This is a genomic window from Kitasatospora sp. NPDC056783 (assembly GCF_042789895.1).
In the GTDB taxonomy this organism is placed as follows: domain Bacteria; phylum Actinomycetota; class Actinomycetes; order Streptomycetales; family Streptomycetaceae; genus Kitasatospora.
The window spans coordinates 1-19,778 of record NZ_JBHUAF010000135.1 but is presented as its reverse complement, the minus strand read 5'-3'; the positions used below and the strand labels follow the sequence as shown (position 1 = coordinate 19,778).

At 75.0% G+C, this 19,778-nt stretch carries 21 protein-coding genes; 13 read left to right on the top strand and 8 right to left on the bottom strand.

Going from position 1 to position 19,778, the window contains the following annotated elements:
- On the bottom strand, positions 1-758 hold a 758-nt coding region (locus tag ACFRMQ_RS20375; RefSeq protein ID WP_380731901.1), incomplete at its 3' end, for a hypothetical protein.
- Complete coding sequence (locus ACFRMQ_RS20370) at positions 755-1,615, bottom strand: sigma-70 family RNA polymerase sigma factor (RefSeq protein WP_380731900.1); 861 nt, start codon at positions 1,613-1,615, stop codon at positions 755-757. The genes ACFRMQ_RS20375 and ACFRMQ_RS20370, both read right to left, overlap by 4 nt.
- Positions 1,616-1,948: 333 nt before the next feature.
- Here ACFRMQ_RS20370 and ACFRMQ_RS20365 point away from each other — a divergent pair, with 333 nt between their 5' ends.
- From ACFRMQ_RS20365 to ACFRMQ_RS20350, 4 genes are all read left to right on the top strand, one after another.
- Positions 1,949-2,641 (top strand): hypothetical protein, encoded by a 693-nt coding sequence (locus ACFRMQ_RS20365; RefSeq protein WP_380731899.1) that lies wholly within the window; start codon positions 1,949-1,951, stop codon positions 2,639-2,641.
- 157 nt (positions 2,642-2,798) lie between these two features.
- On the top strand, positions 2,799-3,584 hold the full coding sequence (locus tag ACFRMQ_RS20360) for a VC0807 family protein (protein ID WP_380731898.1): 786 nt from the start codon (positions 2,799-2,801) through the stop codon (positions 3,582-3,584).
- Positions 3,585-3,712: 128 nt separating this feature from the next.
- Entirely contained in the window at positions 3,713-4,456 is a 744-nt protein-coding gene (locus tag ACFRMQ_RS20355; protein ID WP_380731897.1) for a tyrosine-protein phosphatase, read from the top strand.
- Between the two features lie 76 nt (positions 4,457-4,532).
- Entirely contained in the window at positions 4,533-5,294 is a 762-nt protein-coding gene (locus ACFRMQ_RS20350) for a Clp protease N-terminal domain-containing protein (RefSeq protein WP_380731896.1), read from the top strand.
- 60 nt (positions 5,295-5,354) lie between these two features.
- On the opposite strand, the gene ACFRMQ_RS20345 is transcribed toward ACFRMQ_RS20350, so the two are convergent.
- On the bottom strand, positions 5,355-5,846 hold the full coding sequence (locus ACFRMQ_RS20345) for an NUDIX domain-containing protein (protein ID WP_380731894.1): 492 nt from the start codon (positions 5,844-5,846) through the stop codon (positions 5,355-5,357).
- A 129-nt stretch (positions 5,847-5,975) separates the two neighbouring features.
- Between ACFRMQ_RS20345 and ACFRMQ_RS20340 the strand changes: the two genes are divergently transcribed.
- Complete coding sequence (locus ACFRMQ_RS20340) at positions 5,976-6,326, top strand: STAS domain-containing protein (protein WP_380731893.1); 351 nt, start codon at positions 5,976-5,978, stop codon at positions 6,324-6,326.
- Here ACFRMQ_RS20340 and ACFRMQ_RS20335 read toward each other — a convergent pair.
- The 3 genes from ACFRMQ_RS20335 to ACFRMQ_RS20325 all read right to left on the bottom strand — a co-directional run bounded on the left by ACFRMQ_RS20335 (position 6,228) and on the right by ACFRMQ_RS20325 (position 8,190).
- Positions 6,228-7,211, bottom strand: coding sequence for a sigma-70 family RNA polymerase sigma factor (locus tag ACFRMQ_RS20335; RefSeq protein ID WP_380731892.1), 984 nt, complete (start codon positions 7,209-7,211; stop codon positions 6,228-6,230). The genes ACFRMQ_RS20340 and ACFRMQ_RS20335 overlap by 99 nt on opposite strands.
- Before the next feature lie 266 nt (positions 7,212-7,477).
- Positions 7,478-7,750, bottom strand: a complete 273-nt coding sequence (locus tag ACFRMQ_RS20330; protein WP_380731891.1) for a hypothetical protein — start codon at positions 7,748-7,750, stop codon at positions 7,478-7,480.
- A gap of 173 nt (positions 7,751-7,923) precedes the next feature.
- Positions 7,924-8,190: a UBP-type zinc finger domain-containing protein gene (locus ACFRMQ_RS20325; protein ID WP_380698094.1), complete on the bottom strand. Its 267-nt coding sequence runs from the start codon at positions 8,188-8,190 to the stop codon at positions 7,924-7,926.
- A 153-nt stretch (positions 8,191-8,343) separates the two neighbouring features.
- Between ACFRMQ_RS20325 and ACFRMQ_RS20320 the strand changes: the two genes are divergently transcribed.
- A complete protein-coding gene (locus ACFRMQ_RS20320; protein WP_380731890.1) occupies positions 8,344-11,088 on the top strand; it encodes a lysylphosphatidylglycerol synthase domain-containing protein in 2,745 nt (914 codons plus the stop codon).
- A gap of 85 nt (positions 11,089-11,173) precedes the next feature.
- Here ACFRMQ_RS20320 and ACFRMQ_RS20315 read toward each other — a convergent pair whose 3' ends face one another.
- Complete coding sequence (locus tag ACFRMQ_RS20315; protein WP_380731889.1) at positions 11,174-11,383, bottom strand: hypothetical protein; 210 nt, start codon at positions 11,381-11,383, stop codon at positions 11,174-11,176.
- 202 nt (positions 11,384-11,585) lie between these two features.
- On the opposite strand from ACFRMQ_RS20315, the gene ACFRMQ_RS20310 reads away from it, so the two are divergent.
- The 3 genes from ACFRMQ_RS20310 (at position 11,586) to ACFRMQ_RS20300 (ending at position 13,432) form a co-directional block, all read left to right on the top strand.
- Positions 11,586-12,053: a carboxymuconolactone decarboxylase family protein gene (locus ACFRMQ_RS20310; protein ID WP_380731888.1), complete on the top strand. Its 468-nt coding sequence runs from the start codon at positions 11,586-11,588 to the stop codon at positions 12,051-12,053.
- Between the two features lie 153 nt (positions 12,054-12,206).
- Entirely contained in the window at positions 12,207-12,851 is a 645-nt protein-coding gene (locus tag ACFRMQ_RS20305) for a class I SAM-dependent methyltransferase (RefSeq protein WP_380731886.1), read from the top strand.
- A complete protein-coding gene (locus tag ACFRMQ_RS20300; RefSeq protein ID WP_380731885.1) occupies positions 12,848-13,432 on the top strand; it encodes a TrmH family RNA methyltransferase in 585 nt (194 codons plus the stop codon). Before ACFRMQ_RS20305 ends, ACFRMQ_RS20300 begins: the two co-directional genes overlap by 4 nt.
- A gap of 108 nt (positions 13,433-13,540) precedes the next feature.
- On the opposite strand, the gene ACFRMQ_RS20295 is transcribed toward ACFRMQ_RS20300, so the two are convergent.
- On the bottom strand, positions 13,541-13,924 hold the full coding sequence (locus tag ACFRMQ_RS20295) for a hypothetical protein (RefSeq protein WP_380731884.1): 384 nt from the start codon (positions 13,922-13,924) through the stop codon (positions 13,541-13,543).
- A 389-nt stretch (positions 13,925-14,313) separates the two neighbouring features.
- Between ACFRMQ_RS20295 and ACFRMQ_RS20290 the strand changes: the two genes are divergently transcribed.
- From ACFRMQ_RS20290 to ACFRMQ_RS20275, 4 genes are all read left to right on the top strand, one after another.
- Positions 14,314-16,698: an MMPL family transporter gene (locus ACFRMQ_RS20290; protein ID WP_380731883.1), complete on the top strand. Its 2,385-nt coding sequence runs from the start codon at positions 14,314-14,316 to the stop codon at positions 16,696-16,698.
- A gap of 169 nt (positions 16,699-16,867) precedes the next feature.
- A complete protein-coding gene (locus ACFRMQ_RS20285) occupies positions 16,868-17,437 on the top strand; it encodes a YbaK/EbsC family protein (RefSeq protein ID WP_380731882.1) in 570 nt (189 codons plus the stop codon).
- Between the two features lie 28 nt (positions 17,438-17,465).
- Positions 17,466-18,410, top strand: a complete 945-nt coding sequence (locus tag ACFRMQ_RS20280; protein ID WP_380731881.1) for an ornithine carbamoyltransferase — start codon at positions 17,466-17,468, stop codon at positions 18,408-18,410.
- Entirely contained in the window at positions 18,407-19,738 is a 1,332-nt protein-coding gene (locus tag ACFRMQ_RS20275) for an MFS transporter (protein ID WP_380731880.1), read from the top strand. Before ACFRMQ_RS20280 ends, ACFRMQ_RS20275 begins: the two co-directional genes overlap by 4 nt.
- Positions 19,739-19,778: the final 40 nt, after the last annotated feature.

Genomic DNA, 19,778 nt, shown 5'->3' with positions numbered 1-19,778 from the left:
GCGCAGTAGTCCGCCACCCGGTCCGCGCCGCCGGCCGCCGCGACCAGCGGGCCGTACAGCGGCTCGCCGACCAGCCGGCCCGGCCGCTCCCCCTTGGCCGTACGGTCGGCGAAGCCGGTGCAGAGGCCGACCAGCGCCGGCTGGACGGCCGGACCGCCGTGCCCGTCGGCCGAGAGGGTGCCGAGCGTCGCGGAGCCCGACGGGACGACCGTCTGGGCTCCGGCGGAGGCGCTGCCGGAGGGACGGGCGGAGCCGGCCGACGCGGCACCGAACGGGGCCACACCGATGGACGACCCGGTGGCCGGCGCGCCCGGCGCGGAGCCGGCCGACGGGGCCTCGCCGCCGGGCAGGTGGTCCGGGGCGGCCGGACCGCCGCCCAGCGCGGACGGCAGGTTGCCGGTGCCGGCGGCGACCGCGACCCCGCACAGCGCGGTGGCGCCGAGCACGGCGGCAGTGGCCTTCGTGCTGAAGGCCCTGGCCAGCGCGGCGGTCGCCATCGATCGTCTCCGGACGGGGGTCGCTATCGGGTCGGACGTGAGACGCGCCTCCCGGAACGCGGCCAGGGCGGCCTCCTCCCCGGCCAGTTCGCCGGCCGTCGCGGGAGCGGCGGCCGCGGCGAGCACCCGGGCGAGCTGCCCGGGACCGCCGTCCGGTCCGGTGAGCGAGGCGTCCTGCCCGGCCGACGGGCCGCCCACGGCACCACCGAGCAGGTGCTCGGCGGCATCACGGTCGATCCGACGGGATCGGTTGGTGCTCATCTCATGTCCTTCAGCGTCGCGGCCCGGCGTTCTGTCACACCCTGCGGAGAACTTTTTTTCGCGGGCGTCTTCGCGGGCGTCTTCGCGGGCGTCCCGGTGCCTCGCCCCACGGACGGGCCGGCGGCCGTCCCGGGCGGGCCGGCGGGAACCTGCCCGCTCGTCCGGGCGGCCGGTAAGCCGCCTCCGGGGGCGAACGGCTCGATCAGCTTGGCCAGCCGCCGCAGCCCCCGGTGGGCGGCCATCCGGACACTGCCGGCCCGCTTGCCGAGCACCCGGGCGGCGCTCTCCGCGTCCAGCTCCATGACCACCCGCAGCAGCACCGCCTCGGCCTGGTCGCGCGGCAGCCGGGAGATCAGCGCCAGCGCGTCGGCGGTGCCGACCGTGGTCAGCGCGGACCGCGCGGTGTCGTCCCCGGCCGCCAGCTCGACCAGCTGCTCGAAGGCCAGACCGCCGACCGGACGGCGGCGGCGGGCGCGCAGGTGGTCGACGGCCCGGTGGCGCGCGATGGTGGCGGCCCAGCCGCGGAATCCGTCCCCGTCCCCCGAGAAGCCGCGCAGGTCGCGGGCGATCTGCAGCCAGGTCTCGGAGGCGATGTCCTCCGCGTCCTGGGTGTCCTCCGGCCGGCCGCCGACCAGCACCCGCAGGTAGCGCAGCAGACCGGGCTGGACGGTCCGGAACAGCAGCCGGAACGCCTCCTCGTCCCCGCCCTGCGCGGCGCGGACCGCCTCGGTCAGATCAGGAGGAGCGGGGTCCGGATCCGGGTCCGGCGGCGGGCCGGCGGGAGGTACTGGTCCGGGCCTGCCGGCGGGCCGGTCGGTGCCCGCTCCGGGGCGCTCTGCACTCTGCACCCGCCACATGATGCGCCATCCGGAGTAACCCTCCGGTCCCGGCCGAACGACCGGCCCGGCCGGGGCCAAGGTCCCGAGGACTGCCGACGTTCGCCCACGGCCCGGACGGACCGTTCCGGACTACGTTGTCGGTAGGCGAAGCAGTCCGGACCGCCGACGCGTCCGGCCACCCGGCCGCCACCCCTCCCCCTCCCGCCCGAGGGCACACCCGCGCCCGTACGGGCCCAGGCCGCGCCGTCCTCCCGGGCCTGCCGGGGCCTCCTCCGGGCCTTGCCGGGGCCTCCTCCCGGGCTTGCCGGTCCACCGTGCCCGGGGCCTCCACCATCAGCAGGGAAGACCGCGATGACCACTGCCCACGAGCTCCACGCGAAGGGCCTGCGCGAGCACCTCGCGCCCGCCCTGCGCGCCCTGGGCCTCACCGGGTGGCGCCGGACCTTCAGCCTGCCGGACCCCACTCACTGGCTGCTGCTCGGCGTGGTCGAGCGCCCCGCCGCCGACCGGGTGCCGTTCACCTTCGACCTCAGCCTGGTCCGCCGCGCCGACTGGACGCTCGCCGCCCTCCCCGGCCACCAACCCGACCCGCGCACCCCCTACGGCATCGAGGCCTGGCGGGCCCGGATCGGCGAGGTGCTGCCCGTCGGCGAGGACGTCTGGTGGGAGGTGCTGCCCGGGCCGCGCTGGTGGCTCCCGCTGGACGACGCCGTCGCCGCCGTCCGCCACTACGGTCTGCCGGAGCTGCGGCGCCGGGCCGAGGCGGACCTCGCCCCCACCGGCGAGACCTACCTCTTCCCCGCCGAGCTGGAGTCGGTCAACGCCGCGCTGCTGACCGCGGCGGTGGCCCGGGTGCAGCGCGCCGAGCTGGCCGACAAGGCGCTGGTGCTGACCGGCGCCTGGACCCGGGGCGACGGCGTCGCCCGGACCGTCCTGGCCGGGGTCGCCCGGGGCTTCCTGTCGGCCGGGGACGAGCGGTTCGGCACCGTCCGCTGCCTGGACACGCTGGGCCGCGAGCTGTGGGAGTTCTCCGACACGCCCTGAGGAACCGCAGGTCGGAGGCGGTGTCACGGCGCGCACCATGACAGCTGTCACGTGGATGAGGCAACGGACGGCACTGCTCCGGGAGAGGGCCGGGCGGAAAGACTGGCGGCACGACGCGGGCAGCGGCCCGCGGCAGCCGGCCGGGGAGGAACCCACCGTGAGCCAGACCGTCAGCGCCGTCGTCACCGGCACCGCCGCCACCCCGTTCGCCGTTCCCGTCGCGGCCCCGCTCGCCGCCTCGACCGGCATCTCGGCCGGCGCCTCGGCCACCGCCCACGCCGAGGTGCCCAACCCGCTGGTCACCGGACTCCGCCCGCTCGCCCTCGACGTGGCCGCCCCACTGGTCGGCTACTACCTGCTGCACTCGGCCTGCGGCCTGAGCGAGTTCGCCGCGCTGGCCTGGAGCAGCGCCTTTCCGGCCGCCCGGACCGTCCTCGGTCTGCTGGGCGAGCGCCGGCTCAACCTGTGGGCCGCCCTGATGCTGACGGTCAACCTGGCGGGCCTGGCGCTGACCTTCGTCACCGGTGACGCCCGGCTGATGATCGCCAAGGACGGCGGGCTGAGCGGCACCGTGGCGCTGGCGATCCTGGCCTCCGCGCTGATCGGCCGGCCGGTGATGACACCGATGCTGATGCCCTTCGTCACCAAGGGGAAGGGCGACCGCGCCGCCGCCTGGCAGCGGCTGACCGAGGGCCGGGCGGCCGGGTCGCGGGCCTTCCGCCGCCATGAGCGCCTGTTCTCCGGCATCTGGGGCACCGCCCTGCTGGCGGAGTGCGCGGCCCGGGTGGTCGGCGCCTTCACCCTGCCGGTGTCGACCATGGCCTGGCTGTCCACCGTCTTCCTGGCCGGCGCGATCGTGGCCGGTTCGCTGCTCGGCCAGATCGCGGTCGAGCCGATGGAGGAACTGGTCCGCACCGAGGCCGGGGCCCCGACCGCCGCCTGAGCCGGGCGGCCCGCCGTCCGCTGAACAGCGGGCTTCCTGGACTCGAACGGCGAGGAACCATCCCGACCTCCCGGGAGTCGTTGATAACGAGGGGGTAACGGGACCCCCGACCAGGAAACGGGGAGCCCATGAACCGGACGACGCACGCGCCGAGCAGTACCGAGGACCGCACCCTCGTCTGGGACGGCTGCCTGAACGTCCGAGACCTGGGCGGACTGCCCACCGCCTCCGGCCGGCCCACCGCCCGCCGCGCGATCGTCCGGGCGGACAACCTGGACCGCCTCACCGCCGAGGGCTGGGACGCCCTCCTCGGCCACGGCGTCCGCACCGTGGTCGACCTGCGCGACGCCGCGGAGTACCGGCCGCTCCTCCCGCTCCCCGAGGACGTCGACCTGATCCGCGTCCCGCTGGACGAACTGGCCGGCCCCGCCTGGTGGGAGACCCACGGGCAGCTGGACGGCACCCCGCTCGCCTTCCGCCCCTACCTGGACCACTGCCCGCACGCCGCCGCCGCGCTGGTCTCCGCGATCGCCGGTGCCCGCCCCGGCGGCGTCGTCGTGCACTGCGGCGCCGGCCGTGACCGCACCGGCCTGGCCGCCCTGCTGCTGCTCGCCCTGGCCGGGGTCGACCGGGCCGCGATCGCCGAGGACTACCTGCTGAGCCTCCCCAACGTCCGCCCGCTGTACGGGATGCTCGGCCTGCCGGACCCGTACCGCCGGATCGACGCGGCACTCGCCGAGGCCGGAACCACCGCCGAAGCCGCCCTGGCGGCCGTACTGGACCGGCTGGACCCGGCCGGCTACCTGCTCGCGGCGGGGGTCGCGCCCGAGCGGATCGCCGCCGTCCGGGAGCGGCTGCTGCCCGCCGGGTAGCACGGCCGACGGAGCCTCCATGATCATCGTCAACCGATGGTTGACGATCCCCGGATCGACAACCTACGGTTGACGCATGGAGAATTCCGTTGTCCCCAACAGCACTCCGCTGCGCCTCGACGACCTGATCGCCGCGATCAAGAAGGTCCACCCCGACGCGCTCGACCAGCTCTCCGACGCGGTCATCGCCGCCGACCACCTCGGAGACCTCGCCGACCACCTCATCGGCCACTTCGTCGACCAGGCCCGCCGCTCCGGCGCCTCCTGGACCGACATCGGCCGCAGCATGGGCGTCAGCAAGCAGGCCGCCCAGAAGCGCTTCGTCCCCAAGGACCCGGGCGCCCCCAACGACCTCGACCCCAGCCAGGGCTTCAGCCGGTTCACGCCCCGCGCCCGCAAGGTCGTCGTGGCCTCGCAGGAAGAGGCCCGCAAGGCCGGCAACACCGAGATCACCACGGCCCACCTGCTGCTCGGCCTGCTCTCCGAACCCGAGGGCATCGGCGCGAAGGCGCTCGCCGCCCAGGGCGTCACCCCGGAGGCCCTGCGAGCGGTGGCCACCGCCGCCCTGCCGACCGCCGCCGACACGCTGCCCGCGCTGATCCCGTTCGACGCCGAGAGCAAGAAGGCGCTGGAGCTGACCTTCCGGGAGGCGCTCAAGCTCGGACACAACTACGTCGGCACCGAGCACCTCCTGCTCGCGCTGCTGGAACTGGAGAACGGCCAAGGCGTGCTGGCCGGGCTGAAGGTGGACAAGGCCGAGGCGGGGACCTTCGTCTCGGAGGCGATCGCCGCCCTCATCGCCGCCCGGAACGAGGAGTCCGAGCAGCCGCCGCGGTGAGGCACCGTACCCCGGACCCGCCCCGGACGGAACTCCCGCCCGGGGCAGGCCACTTCAGGCTCAGAAGCCGGAGACGTGGGTGGTGACGATCCGGACCCGGCCGTCCGCCGCCGCCTCCAGGGCCGCCCGCAGGCGGGCCGAACGGGCCGGGCCGAGGAGTTCCAGGGCCTCCTCGACCGGCGCCCAGCGGTGGGTGTCCAGCTCGCCGGCCGGGACGGTCACGGGGGTGCCGTCCGGGACGGTGCCGAAGTCGAACAGGAAGTGCTCGGCCGGGTGGTCGAGTTCGGCCGAGGCGTGGGTCCAGGAGATGGCCAGCAGCTCGCCGGCCGCCCGGACGATGCCGGTCTCCTCCTCCAACTCCCGCCCGGCGCACTCGACCGGGCCCTCGCCGAGGTCGATCGTGCCGCCCGGGAACTGCCAGTGCTCGCGGTAGCCGGCCTTCACGATCAGCACCCGGCCCGACTCGTCCCGCAGCAGGCAGCCCGCCGCCGCGTAGATCCGGGGCAGGGAAGCCAGCCATTCCTCGCGGGACTTCAAGGGCTCAGCCGTCACGGTGCTCCTCCTGGGGCGGGGTGGGTGCGGTCGGCCACCACTCTGCCACCCGGGTCACAGCCCGGTCCGCCACCCGGTCCGCCGCGGCCCGACCGATGAGTTGGCGCCGCCGTACCGGTCCTATCCGGCATGGACACCATGGAGAGCACACCGGGCAGCCCCGTACTGACCTGCGACCTGGGCGCGTTGAACGCCCCCGACCTGGCCGTCGTCGACGCGCTCGCCCGGCTGAAGCTGGCCGCCGCCCGGCACGGCGTGACCGTGGTGCTGCTGAACGTCGACGGCCCGCTGCGCGAACTGCTGGCGTTCAGCGGACTCGCGGCGCTGCTGCCGGGCGCGGCCGATCCGCTGGATCCGGACCTGGACCCGGACCTCGCGGAACTACTCGGCGACGGCCTCCAGCCGGGGCGGAAGGCCGAAGAGCGGGAAGAGCACGTCGGTGTCCAGGAAGTGGGTGAACCCGGTGATCCGGCCCTCTGACACCTCCAGCACGACCAGCGACCACGGCTCGTGCCCGCCCGCCGGGCTCGGCCGGTACTGGGCGAAGGCCCGGCCTCCGTTGGCCGCCACCGGAAGCAGCCGGGAACCGCGGCAGCCGATCCCCGGACCGAGCATCCAGTCACGGATCTCGCCCTGCCCGCGCAGCCACATCGCGAACGGCGGCATGTTGAGCGTGACGTCCTCGTGCAGCAGCGCGGCGAGACCGTCCATGTCGTACGCCTCGAAGGCGCGGACGTAGCGGTCCAGCAGCGCCCGGTGCTCCGCGTCCAGCGCGGGAGCCGGCCGAACGGACCCCGGGTCGGCGGCGAGCACCGCCCGGGCCCGCTGGAGCGCGCTGTTGACCGACGCCACCGTGACGCCGAGCAGTTCGGCCACCTCGGCGGCCTTCCAGCCGAGCACCTCACGCAGGATCAGCACCGCGCGCTGGCGGGGCGCGAGGCGCTGGAGCACGGCGACGAAAGCCAGCTTCACCGAATCGCGCTGGGCGGCCACCTCCGCAGGGTCACCCGTCTCGGGCAGCACCCGGCCGTCCGGCGCCGGGCCGATCCACGTCACCTCGGGCAGCTGGGTGCCGCAGGCCGTGGCCACCGTGACCGGGTCGGCCAGGTCCATCGGACGGGCCCGGCCGTTGCGGCCGTTCAGCGCGTCCAGGCAGACGTTGGTGGCTATGCGGTACAGCCAGGAGCGCAGCGCGGCGCGCCCCTCGAAGCCCCGGTGCCCGCGCCAGGCACGGACCATCGTCTCCTGCACCGCGTCCTCGGCCTCGAAGACGGAGCCGAGCATGCGGTAGCAGTAGCCCGTCAACTCGGTGCGGTACCGCTCCAACTGGAGCTCGACCGGCTCCTCCGTGATCACGTCGACCATGGTGCGCCCCCGTCGTCCTGCTGTGTGCCCTGCTGCGTGCCCTGCTGCGTGCCCTGCCGTGTCGAACGGGACGAACGTAGCGCAGGGGTCCGACAACCGCCCGCCGAGCCCGCGCCGCCGCCCGATCCGGCGCCCTGACCACCGCCCGGAGCGACGCCCTGAACGTGCGTCAGGGGCGGACGCCTCGCTCCGGCGCCCGCCCCTGACCTGCGGCTCGGCGGTACGGCCCGGCGGCGACGCCCAGTGGCGCGGCCCGGTGCCGTGGCTCAGTGGGCGGAGTGCTTCTCCGCGCCGCGGTGCCGGTGCCCCTTGAGCTCGGCGTGCATCGCCGGGGCCGCGTGCGCCGTCGTGCCGGGCGCGTCCCGTCCGCCGTGCCGGAAGGCCTCGCCGGCGCCGTGTCCGGCGGTGGCGGAGGACAGCCCCCCGGCGCTCGGCAGCGGCGCGAGCCGGGTCGGCGGGCTCGCCATGCCACGGCGTTCCAGCAGTTCCTGGGTGCCCTGGCGGAGCTTGGCGGTACCGCCGGGCGTCAGCTTGGTCATCGTCGGCCTCCCTTCGTCGGCCACCGGCCGGACGGATGCCGGCCGGAGGAACCGCACGGGCGTTATGTCCGGATTTTATCCGGGTCGCGGGCCCGCGCCACCGGGGGAAGCCGCCCCCGCCTCGGATCGGATCGCGCCGACCCGGTCCGGGCCGGCCGGAAGGCCCTTCGGCCTCAGCCCATGACCTCGTGGACGAAGCACCAGCGCCAGTCCTCCCCCGGCTCGTACGAGCGGATCACCGGGTGGGAGGTGTCGTGGAAGTGCGCGGTGGCGTGCCGCTGCGGCGAGAAGTCACAGCAGCCGATGTGGCCGCAGTCCAGGCAGATCCGCAGGTGCACCCAGTCCCGGCGGCCCTGCGCCAGGCAGTCGGCGCAGCCGTCGGCCGGCGGGCGGGGCTCGATCTGCTGAGGGGCCAGAGCGAGGTCTTCGCAGGCGCTCATGTCTGAAAGGCTATGCCGCCCCGGCGCGCGGCGCCCGCTCAGCGCCTCCCGCCCGGACTCCCGCCCCCCGAAGCCGCCCCGGCACTCCGGTATCCCCGCTCCCCATCGGCATCCCCGCTCCCCGCCCGCGGACGGCATGGGAGCATGCCACCCGTGGCGATCGTGGCGGGGAGAACGAACGGCGACACCGACGACGACGCCGGCGGTGCGTCCGCGCGCGGGGTGCGCGGGGTACGCGACGCGGAGGCGCGGCACGGCGGCTCGGGGACGCGGCCCGGCGGAGCCGGGGCCACCGGCGGAAGCGGCCGGGGCAGGGCCGCCGCCCGGATACCCGAACAGACGGCGGGCGCCGGCCGGTTCCGGGCCCGCCCGCTGCCCACCGGCGACCGGGTCCGGCAGCCCGTCGCCCTGATCCGGCTGCTCGGCGGCCTGTTCGCCATCGCCCTCACCCTGCTGCTCGCCGACTACGCCCGCGCCACCACCGGCGGCATCGCGGCCGACGTCGCCGTGGCCGCCACGATGGTGCCGCGCCCGCTTGCGAGCCTGGCCGGCGGGCTCACCACCGCCGCCGTCCTGCTGCTGCCGGTCGGCCTCGCCGTCCGCCGCCTGCTCGGCCCGGACCGGCGACGCGCGCTCCAGCAGGTCTCCGACGGACTGCTCGCCGCCGTCCTCGCGTACGGCGCCACGCTGGGCCTGGACCTGTGGGCCGACGGCCTCGCCCCGGTCTCGCTGCTCTCCGCGCTCACCCAGCCGCTGCCCGGCGACGTGCTCGGGCACACCGAGCCGGTCTACGGCTACCTCGCGCCGGTCCTCGCCTTCATGACCGCCTCCGGCAGCCGCGAACGCCGCCTGCCCTGGACCGTCCTCGCCCTCTCCGGCCTCGCCGGACTCACCGGCGGGTACGCCACCCCCACCGCGCTGCTGCTCGGGCTGCTGATCGGCTGGACCGGCGCCCACGGCACCCTGTACACGGTCGGCACCCCCGACCCCCGACCCCGGCCCGGCGAGATCCTGCGCGCCCTGCGCGACAGCGGCCTGCGCCCGGTCGAGGCCCAGCCGGCCGGCCCCGACCGCTACCGCGTCCGCCAGGCCGACGGCCGCCCCGACCTCGACGTCCAGCTGCTCGACCGGCAGGCCGTCACCGCCGCCGCCGTCCAGCGCGCCTGGCGCCGGCTGCGCCTGCACACCGCCCCCGACCCGCGCGCCCTGCGCTCCCCGCGCACCGGACTGGAGCACGAGGCCCTGGTCACCTACGCGGCCCTCGCGGCCGGCGTCCGCACCCGCCGCATCGCCGCCACCGCCGGCATCGGCCAGGACACCGCCCTCATCGCGTACGAGCGGCTGGCCGGACGCACCCTGGACGAACTCGCCGACGAGGAGGTCACCGACGAACTGCTCACCGAGGCCTGGCGGCAGCTCGTCCTGCTCCAGCGCCGCGAGATCGCCCACCGCGCCCTCGTCCCCTCCTCGCTGCTGATCGACGACTCGGGCGCCGTCCACCTGGTCGACTTCGCCGACGGGGACATCGCGGCCACCGAACTCGTCCTGCGCTGCGACCTCGCCCAGCTCCTCACCACCCTCGCCCTGCGCGCCGGCGCCGCCCGCTCGGTCCGCACCGCCACCGCCGTCCTCGGCCCCGACCCGGTCGGCGCCGCCCTCCCGCTGCTCCAGCCCATCGCCCTCACCCACACCACCCGCCGCGCCCTCAAGCAGCACGCCAGGCAGACCGCCGGGCGGACCACCGGGCAGACCACCGGGCGGACCGCGGCGGGGACGGGCGGGGCCGGCGGTGGGGGCGGGGTCGGTGGCCGGGGCGGTGGCGGCACGGTGGACAGCGCGGAGGGTCCGGCCGCCGGCGCCGCCGAGACCACCGCCACCGCCCCCACCGGCGGCCTGCTCGACGAGATCCGCGCCGAAGTGCTGCGCGGCCGGCCGCAGGCGGTGGGCCAGCCGGTGCGGCTGGAGCGGTTGCGGCCGCGGACGCTGCTGATCGTGGTGGGCGGGATAGTGGCCGGGTGGCTGCTGATCCCGCAGCTGTTCGCGGCGGAGGACAATCCGATCGCCACCCTCGCGGACGCCGATCCCTGGTGGCTGGTGCTCGCCCTGGTCGCCGCGGCGAGCAGCCACGTCGCGGCGGCGATGGGCTTCGTCGGCTTCGTGCCGGAGCGGCTGGACTTCCGCAACGCGGTGCTGGCGCAGCTGGCCGGGTCGTTCGTGAAGCTGGTGTCGCCCGGCGGCGTCGGCGGGATCGCGCTGAACACCCGGTTGTTGCAGCGGGCCGGAATCCCCACCGCGCAGGCGCTGTCCAGCGTCGGGGTGGGGAACCTGATGGGCCTGGTGCTGCACCTGCTGCAACTCGGCGCCTTCGTCTACCTGATGGGCTTCGATCCGGGCGGCTCCGAGCTGGACGCGCTGCCCCTCGTGGTCGGCGGACTGGCCGGGGCGGCGGCACTGCTGGCGGTGGTGTCGGCGATCCCGGTGGCCCGGCGGTGGCTGGCGACCCGGCTGCGGCCGCTGACCGCCGAGGTGCTGCCGCGCCTGCTGGACCTGCTGCGCAGCCCGACCCGGCTGGCGGTGGGGGTGACCGGGCAGCTGCTGGTGTCGATCTGCCTGATCACCTGTCTGTACTGCTGCGTGCGGGCGATCGGCCGGGAGCCGTCCTTCGCCGCGGTCGCGGTGGTGTTCCTGGTGGGCAACGCGGTGGGCAGCGCGGCGCCGACTCCGGGCGGGGCCGGCGCCGTGGACGGGATGCTGGTCACCTTCCTCCACCAGACCGCGTCGATGGAGGAGGGCGGCGCGCTGGCGGCGGTGGCGCTGTACCGCCTGCTGACGCTGATCCTGCCCGTGCTGCCGGGCTGGGCGGCGATGGCCTGGCTGCAACGCCGCCGAGCCCTGTAGCCGTCCCTCGGGCCCTGTGACCGCCGGGCCCTGTGACCGCCCCGAACCGGTGGCCACCCCGAACCGGTGGCCGCCCCGGGCCCGGCTACTCCCGGTAGTCGTCCTGGTCCTGCCGGACCGGCCGGTTCTGCTCCACGACGTCCGCGATGTTGGTCGCCGGGTCCGCGCCGGCGGCCAGGCGTTCGGCCACCTCCTCGTTCGCGTCGCGCTCGGTCGCCTTCTCCCCGGGCTCCTCGGGCTCGACGGTCTCGGGGATCTCGTCGGTCAGGTACTCCTCGTGCTGTTCCTGCGGCATGGCATCCGTCCTCACTGTTCGGAGGCCTTCACGGGCCCGGCTGGCGGTACTGGCAGTATCCGTCGCCCGACGCCCGGACGCGATGTGCCGGGACCGCTCGGGCGTACGGCCGCCGCCGCGGCCCGAGCGGCCGGATTGACCCACGAAACAGCCTCCCGAATGACCCAGGAACCTGGTGCATTCCGCTCCTAGGGTCGTGGTCATGACGACGAACGAGAACACCGCGACCGCCGCCCGCCTCGACTACGCCCGCACCGCCCCCAAGGTGTTCCGCGCGATGATCGCCCTGGACGCCGCCGCCCGCGAGGGCCTGGACCCGGCCCTGGTCGAGCTGGTCCAGATGCGCACCTCCCAGCTGAACGGCTGCGCGTACTGCCTGGACATGCACGTCAAGGACGCCCGCAAGGCCGGCGAGACCGACGAGCGGATCTACCTGCTGCCGGTCTGGCCGGAGGCCCCGGCCGGGGTGTACAGCGAGCCCGAGCGGGCCGCCCTGGCGCTCGCCGAGGAGATCGCCCTGATCGGCGGCGGCGTCTCGGACACCGTGTACGACCGGGCCGCCGCGCACTTCGCGCCGGCCGAGCTGGCGCAGCTGATCTCGGTCTGCCTCACCATCAACGCCTGGAACCGGATCAACGTGGCCACCCGCAAGACCCCCGGCACCGCCTGACCGCGCGGCCCGGCCGCACCGCCCTCCGCCAGGGCGTTCCGGAACCTCGGCCGGAACGCCCGGCGGGCCGCCGGGGGTACGATCGGTGCCGTACGAAGGGCTAACCCACACCCACCCGGTGGCCCCGAGGCCCATACGAACGACGGGGAAATCATGTCCGGCTCGCACTACTTCACCGGTGCACCCGAGGTCGCCAGCGACCGCCGGCCGATCACGGTCTCCCTGCCGGACCTCACCCTGGAACTGACCACCGACGCCGGGGTGTTCTCCCGCAGCCGGCTCGACCCGTGCACCCGGATCCTGCTGGAGCACGCCCCGCAGCCGCGGGTGCGCGGCCCGATCCTGGACATCGGCTGCGGCTACGGCCCGATCGCGCTGACGTGGGCGAGCCGCCGCAAGCGCCTCCCGGTCTGGGCGGTGGACGTCAACGAGCGGGCCCTGGAACTGGTACGGCTGAACGCCGAGGCGCTCGGGCTCGGCAACGTCCAGGCCGCCCTGCCCGACGACGTCCCCGAGGACGTCCGCTTCGCCACCATCTACTCCAACCCGCCGATCCGGATCGGCAAGGCCGCGCTGCGCCGCCTGCTCACGCACTGGCTCGACCGGCTGACCCCGGACGGCTCGGCGTTCCTGGTGGTGCAGAAGCACCTGGGTTCGGACTCGCTCCAGAAGTGGCTGATCGAGCAGGGCTACCCGACCACCCGGGTCACGTCGGTCAACGGGGTGCGGATCCTGGAAGCGCGGCCCCGCCCCGAGGTGGGCGAGGGCTCCGAGAGTGGACGAGGAACGACGACGTGAAGCAGCTGCGCCCGACCGAACTCAAGCGCCTGCACCGCTCGTGGCGGCGCAGCAACGAGTTCCGGCTCGCGATGATCCTGGAGAACCTCCAGTCCCCCTTCAACGTCGGCTCGGTGGTCCGCACCGGCGCGGCGATGGGCGCCGAGAAGCTGTACCTGACCGGGGACACCCCGTCGGTGCGCTCGTCCGGCGCCCAGAAGGCCGCGATGGGCACCGACAAGTACCTGAAGGTGGAGCACTTCCCGACCGTCGCCGAGGCGATCGCGGCGGCGAAGGCGGACGGCTTCAAGGTGGTCGGCCTGGAGCTGGCGGACGAGGCGGTGCCGATGTTCGCCGCCGAGCTGACCCCGGCGGTGGCCTTCGTGCTCGGGCACGAGGACCGCGGGGTCACCGCCGACGCGCTGGCGCTGTGCGACCAGGTGGTGTTCGTGCCGCAGCTGGGCCGGGTCGGCTCGCTGAACGTCTCGGCGGCCGCGACGGTGGCCTGCTACGAGGCGCGCCGGCAGGGGTACGCGATCAGCGGCACCCCGGACGGCGAGCTCGGCGCCGACCTCGGCCCCGACCTCGGCGACGACGAGTAGCCACCACGCACGACGAGGGAGCCCGGACCGTCCGCCGACGGCCCGGGCTCCCGGCTTCGGCCCGTCTGCGGCACGGTTCCCTGCTCGGCCCCCGGCCCGGCCCCCGGCTCAGCCCCTGAGGTCCGTCTCGCGTCCGTCGCGCAGCACCGCGACCCCCGTCGGGACCTCGACGCGGTACTTCGTGGAACAGTTGGCGAACCCGCTGCACCCCGCCTCGAGTTCCAGGACCCCGTCCTGGAGCGTCCAGGACTCCCGGGCAGTGCCGATCTTGCCGCTGGTGTCGAACCAGCGGGTGACCTTGACGTCCGTGCGGTCGGCCGCGACGAGGTCGGCGGGGGCCCCGTGCGCCTTGACGTTCAGGCTCTTGCCCGCGAACGCGAAGGTCTTGTCCTCGGGCTTGGCGTCGTCGGCGTCGGCGCAGCCCGCGAGCGGGACGAGGGCGGCCACCACGAGGGCGAGCAGGGCGGGTGCGGACTTCGGGCGACGGTCCACCGGGTCCTCCTGGCGACTGGGACGGCGGGCGCGCCACGTCGGACGCGCCTCTCGGGCACGTCCGGAAGCCTCTCCGATCCGCGGCCGTCTGCCATCCGCCGTTCGGCAGATATCCCGGAGGGCCGGGACCGGACCCGGCGGACGAGCGGGCGGACGGCGGCGAGCGGGCGGACGGCGGCGAGCGGACGGGCAGGCGGGCGGACGCGGCGGCGTATAGATCCTTGATAGGCCACCGATAGTGACGGGCCTCACCCTCGGTCCTGGCAGGTCCGACGCCGTACCCGTACGGCGGGAGAGCGCGCCGCCTGCCTCCCGAGGCTTCGCCGACCGGCCGAGGCCGACCGTCCGGATCTCTGAGTGAGCACCACCGGAGAAAGAGGAGAATGGCCGTGCCGACCCCCGTGGAACGGACTGCCCGTCACGCCCCGCCGACACCCGGCCGCAAGCCCCTGATCGAGCGGGTGGCCGGCTGGTCGGCCGAGAACAGAAAGACCGCCCTGATCGGGTGGATCGTCTGCGTCGTGCTGGCGCTCGCGGTCGGCTCGATGACGGGCGGCGGGAGCCCGAAGGCCTACGACCCGGGCGAGTCGGGCCACGCCCAGCGCATGATCGACCAGGCCGGCCCCAACTCCCGCCCGCCGGCCGAGAGCGTGCTGATCCAGGCCGGGCCGGACGCACCCGTGTTCGCCGCCAACCCCGCGATGCGCAAGGCCGCCACCGAGGTCGCCGACGCGCTGCGGGCGCTGCCGGCCGACACCCTCACCGAACTGCGCGAGCCGACCGGGGACGCCGGGAAGAACCAGGTCTCGCCCGACGGGCGGTCCGTGCTGGTCGGCTTCTCGCTCGCCGGCCCCGGCTACGGCTGGGACAACGCGGACGCCAACGTCGCGCTCACCCAGGCCGCGGTGGCCAAGGTGGCCGCCGCCCACCCCGACCTGAAGATCGTCGAGGCCGGGAACGCCAGCGTCAACCAGGCCGTGTCCAAGGCCACCGCCAAGGACTTCGCCAGGGCCGAGCAGACCTCGGTGCCGCTCACCCTGCTGGTCCTGCTGGTCGTCTTCGGCGCCCTGGTCGCGGCCGGCATCCCGGTGCTGCTGTCGATCACGGCGGTGGCGGCGGCGCTCGGCCTGATGCACCTGGTGGGCCACTGGGTGCCGGTCAACAACTCGGCCGCCTCGGTGGTGCTGCTGGTCGGCATGGCCGTCGGCGTCGACTACTCGCTGTTCTACCTGCGCCGGGTCCGCGAGGAGCGGCTCGCCGGCCGTCCGCACGCCGACGCGCTGCGGGTCACCGCCGCCACCTCGGGCCGCGCGGTGGCCGTCTCCGGCCTGACCGTGATGGTCTCGATGGCTGGCCTGCTGTTCACCGGGATCGACACCTTCACCGGGATGACGCTCGGCACCATCATCGTGGTGCTGCTGGCCGTCGTCGGCTCCCTCACCGCGCTGCCCGCGCTGCTGTCGATGCTCGGCCACCGGATGGACGCGGGCCGGCTGCCCTGGCTGGGCCGCCGCCGCGCCGCCGCCCGGGACTCCCGGATGTGGCGCGCGCTGGTCGGCCAGGTCGTCCGGCGTCCGCTGGTGTGGGGCGGCTCGGTGCTCGCCCTGATGCTGGTGGCGGCCCTGCCGGCACTGGACATGCGGCTGGCCGATCCGAGCCTCCAGGACGAACTGCCGCGCAGCGTCCCGGAGATCGCCAACATGGTGGCCATCCAGGACGCCTTCCCCGGCAGCCCGGCCCCCGCCATCGTGGTGGCCCGCGGCCCGGTCGTGCACGGCGGCGAGTTCGACCGCGCGATCACCGCGCTGCACCGGCAGGTCGCCGACAGCAACGGCGCGCTGCACGAGCCGGTCGCGGTCGTCCCGGTCGGCGAACCGGCCAACAACACCGTGGTGGTGTACGTCCCGCTGGCCGGCAACACCAGTGACGCCCCGGCCGTGGCCGCCCTGAAGACCCTGCGGGAGAAGGCCCTGCCGGAAAGCCTCGGAACGGTGAACGGCCTGGAGTACGCGGTGACGGGCGAGACCGCCATCTCGGACTTCGCCGACGCCGTGCGCGGCAGCACCCCGTGGGTCTTCACCTTCGTCCTCGGCTTCGCCTTCCTGCTGCTGGTCGCCGCCTTCCGCTCGCTGGCCGTGCCGCTGGTGTCGATCGCGCTCAACCTGGTCTCGATCGGCGCCGCGTACGGCGTGATCACCTGGATCTTCCAGGAGGGGCACGGGAGTTCACTGGTCGGATTCCACCCCTACGGCGGGGTGATCAGCTGGCTGCCGCTCTTCATGTTCGTGATCCTCTTCGGCCTGTCGATGGACTACCACGTCTTCATCCTGAGCCGGATCCGCGAACTGCACGTGCGCGGCGACGACGGCCGGACGGCGGTGACCAAGGGCATCAGCGGCAGCGCGGGTGTCGTCACCAGCGCGGCGGCCGTGATGGTCGCGGTCTTCTCGATCTTCGCCACGCTGTCGATGGCCGACTACAAGATGCTCGGCGTCGGCATGGCGGTGGCCGTCCTGATCGACGCCACGCTGGTCCGCGGGGTGCTGCTCCCGGCGGCGCTGGCCCTGCTCGGGGAGCGCTCCTGGGTGCTGCCGGGCTGGCTGGCCTGGGTGCCGAGCCTCTCGGTCGAGGGCGAGGTCGAGGGCGAGGTCGAGGGCTGGACCGGAAGCGGGACCGGAAGCGAGGTCGCGCCCGCGGCCGGCGGCACCGAGCACGGCGTGCCGGCACCCCAGGCCCCCGTGCGGGAGCCCGTCCGGGAGCCCGTCCGGGCCTGAACCCCGCACCGACCCGGCCCCGGCGCGCGGCAGGGCAGGCCGCGCGCCCACCCGGGACCACCCTCGTACCACCGCACCAGGCAAGGCCCAGAACGACGGCCCGTCGTACTGCTCAGGCAGCTCGACGGGCCGTTCCGCACCCCTGACGCCCGCTCCGAGGACGCACTCCATGACCACTGCCCCGTCCCCCACCGGCCCGTCTTCCACTGGCCCGTCCCCCGCCGGCCCGTCCCCCGCCGCCCCGGCACAGGCCGAAGTCTCCACCTACCAGCGCCTGTTGGACCTGCTGGCGACCGACCCGGCGGGCTACCGGACGATCCGCCACGAACCCGAGGGGAACACCGCCCTCGCCAGCGAGCTGCGCGGCCACCCGCTGGACCGGGCCGCCAAGTCCATCGTCCTGCGGGCCAAGCGGACCAAGCGGGACGGCGGCGGGCGGTACGCGCTCGCCGTGGTGCCGGGCGACCGCCGGGTCGACCTCGACGCCGTCGGCCAGGCCCTCGGATCCGACCGCGTCGGCTTCGCGGACCGCTCCACCGCCGAGCGGCTGAGCGGCTGCGTCAGCGGTTCGATCATCCCGTTCTCCTTCCACCCGGAGCTCGAACTCCTCGTGGACACCGAGCTGTTGACCCACCCCCACCTCTACTTCAACGCGGCCCGGCTGGACCGCTCGATCGAGCTGTCCACCGCCGCCTACCGGACGCTCGCGCAGCCCCAGGTGCTCGCCATCGCCGTCTGACCCTCGCCGACCGCACAAGGAGCCCGTCATGGCCGTACGCCACCTCATCTCCCTCGAAGACCTCACCGACGCGGAACTGCGGTCCGTGGTGGCCCGGGGCGCCGAGTTCTCCGCCGGAGCGGGCACCGCCGACCGCCCGCTGGCCGGGGCGATCGCCGGCATCTACTTCCGCAAGACCTCCACCAGAACCAGAACGGCCTTCTCCTCGGGAGCGCTCCGGCTCGGCGGGCAGATCATCGGCTACGGGCCGGACGACCTCCAGCTGAACACCGGCGAGACCACCGAGGACACCGGCCAGGTCTTCTCCCGGATGCTGGACGTCCTGGTCGCCCGGACGGCGGGCGAGACCGCCGAACTGCGCGGCTGGGCCGACCAGGAACGGATGTCCGTGGTCAACGCGATGAGCGCGGACGAGCACCCCACCCAGGGGCTGACCGACCTCACCACGCTGCTGCGCAGGTTCGGCCGGATCGAGGGCCTGCGGGTGCTCTACGTCGGCGAGGGCAACAACACCGCCGCCGCCCTCGCCCTCGGCCTGATGCGCTACCAGGGCGTCGAGTTGGAGCTGCGCACCCCGGAGGGATTCGGCCTCGCGGCGGACATCCGCGACAAGGCGCTCGCCCGCGCCGAGCTGAGCGGCGCCCGGCTCACCGAACGGCACGACATGGACGGCGTCCCGGCCGACCAGGACGCGGTCTACACCTCGCGCTGGCAGACCACCGGCACCTCCAAGGCCGACCCGCTGTGGCGGGAGAAGTTCGCGCCGTTCCAGGTCACCACCGGCCTCTGGGAGTCCAGCCCGAAGGCCGCCTTCCTGCACGACCTGCCCGCGCACCGGGGCGAGGAGGTCACCGCCGAGGTGCTCGACGGGCCCGCCAGCATCGCCTTCGACCAGGCGGCCAACAAGATGTACAGCGCCATGGCCGTCCTGGAGTGGTGCTACCGGGGCGAGCGCGAGGCCGCGGCGCGATGAGCCTGCTGGAGGCCGAGGCGCCGCGGACGCCCGCCGCCCCCGCCGCCGAACCGCTGCGCCGCAACCGGGACTTCCTGCTCCTGTGGATCGGCGCGGGCGTCTCGATGCTGGGCCTGCGGGCGGGCACCGTGGCCTACCCGCTGCTGGTGGTGTGGCAGGGCGGCTCGCCGGTCGCCGCCGGACTGGTGGGCTTCGCCGGCGTCCTGCCGCAACTGCTGGTGCAGCTGCCCGCCGGAGTCGCGGTGGACCGCTGGGACCGGCGCCGGGTGATGATCGCCTGTGACCTCGCCGGTGCGCTGGCCATGGGCTCGGTCGCCGCGATGGTCCTGGCCGGCGGGCTCTGGCTGCCGCTGCTGATGGCCGCGGCGTTCGTCGAGGGCAGCGCCGCCCTGATGTACCGGCTGGCCGAGCGGGCCGCGGTGCGCAACCTGGTGCGCCCCGACCAGCTGTCCGCCGCGCTGGGGCAGAACGAGGCCCGCGGCCAGGCCGCCGGGCTGCTCGGCGGCCCGGCCGGCAGCGGGTTGTTCACCCTCGCGGGGTGGCTGCCGTTCGGCTTCACCGCGCTGGCCCACCTCGCGGCGCTGGGCACCCTGCTGTTCATCCGCCAGGACCTCCAGGAGGCCAGGCCGGCGGTCACCCGCCGGCTGCGGACGGAGGTCGCGGAGGGGCTGGGCTGGGTCTGGGAGCAGCGGTTCATGCGGGCCGCGGTGGTCCTGATCGCCGGCAGCAACCTGCTCTTCCAGGTCCTCTCGCTCGCCCTGGTGCTGATCGTCCGGGAGCACGGCGGCTCACCGGCGACGATCGGGCTGATCGGCACGGTCGCCGGGATCGGCGGGGTGGCCGGGGCGCTGAGCGGGCCCTGGTTCATGAAGCGGCTGCCGATGTCGGTGATCGTCTGCGGCACGCTGACCGTCTGGACGCTGCTGGTGCTGCCGGTCGCGTTCACCGCGCGGCCAGTGCTGCTCGGGGCCCTGTGGGCCGGGCTGAGCTTCGCCGGGGCCCTGGTGAACGTCGTCGCCGGAGTCCACCAGGTGCGGGTCACCCCGGACGCCCTCCAGGGCCGGGTGACCAGCGTCTTCGCGCTGGCGGGCTCCGGGATGAACGCGGCCGGGGCGCTGGCCGGCGGCTTCCTGCTCGCCGCCTGGGGCACCGGGCACACCGTCGTGGGCGTGGCGGCGGCGATGGCCGTGATGGCCGTCGGCGCGCTGCTCAGTCCGGCGATCCGGACCAGCGGCCGGGTCGCGGCCGCGCCGGGACCGGACGGGACGGAACCGGCCGCGCCGAGGCCGGACGGGACGGGACCGGACGGGACGGCCGACCCCGAATAGACCACCACCGCACCCGGACCAGCACCGCACCGCCGGAAGG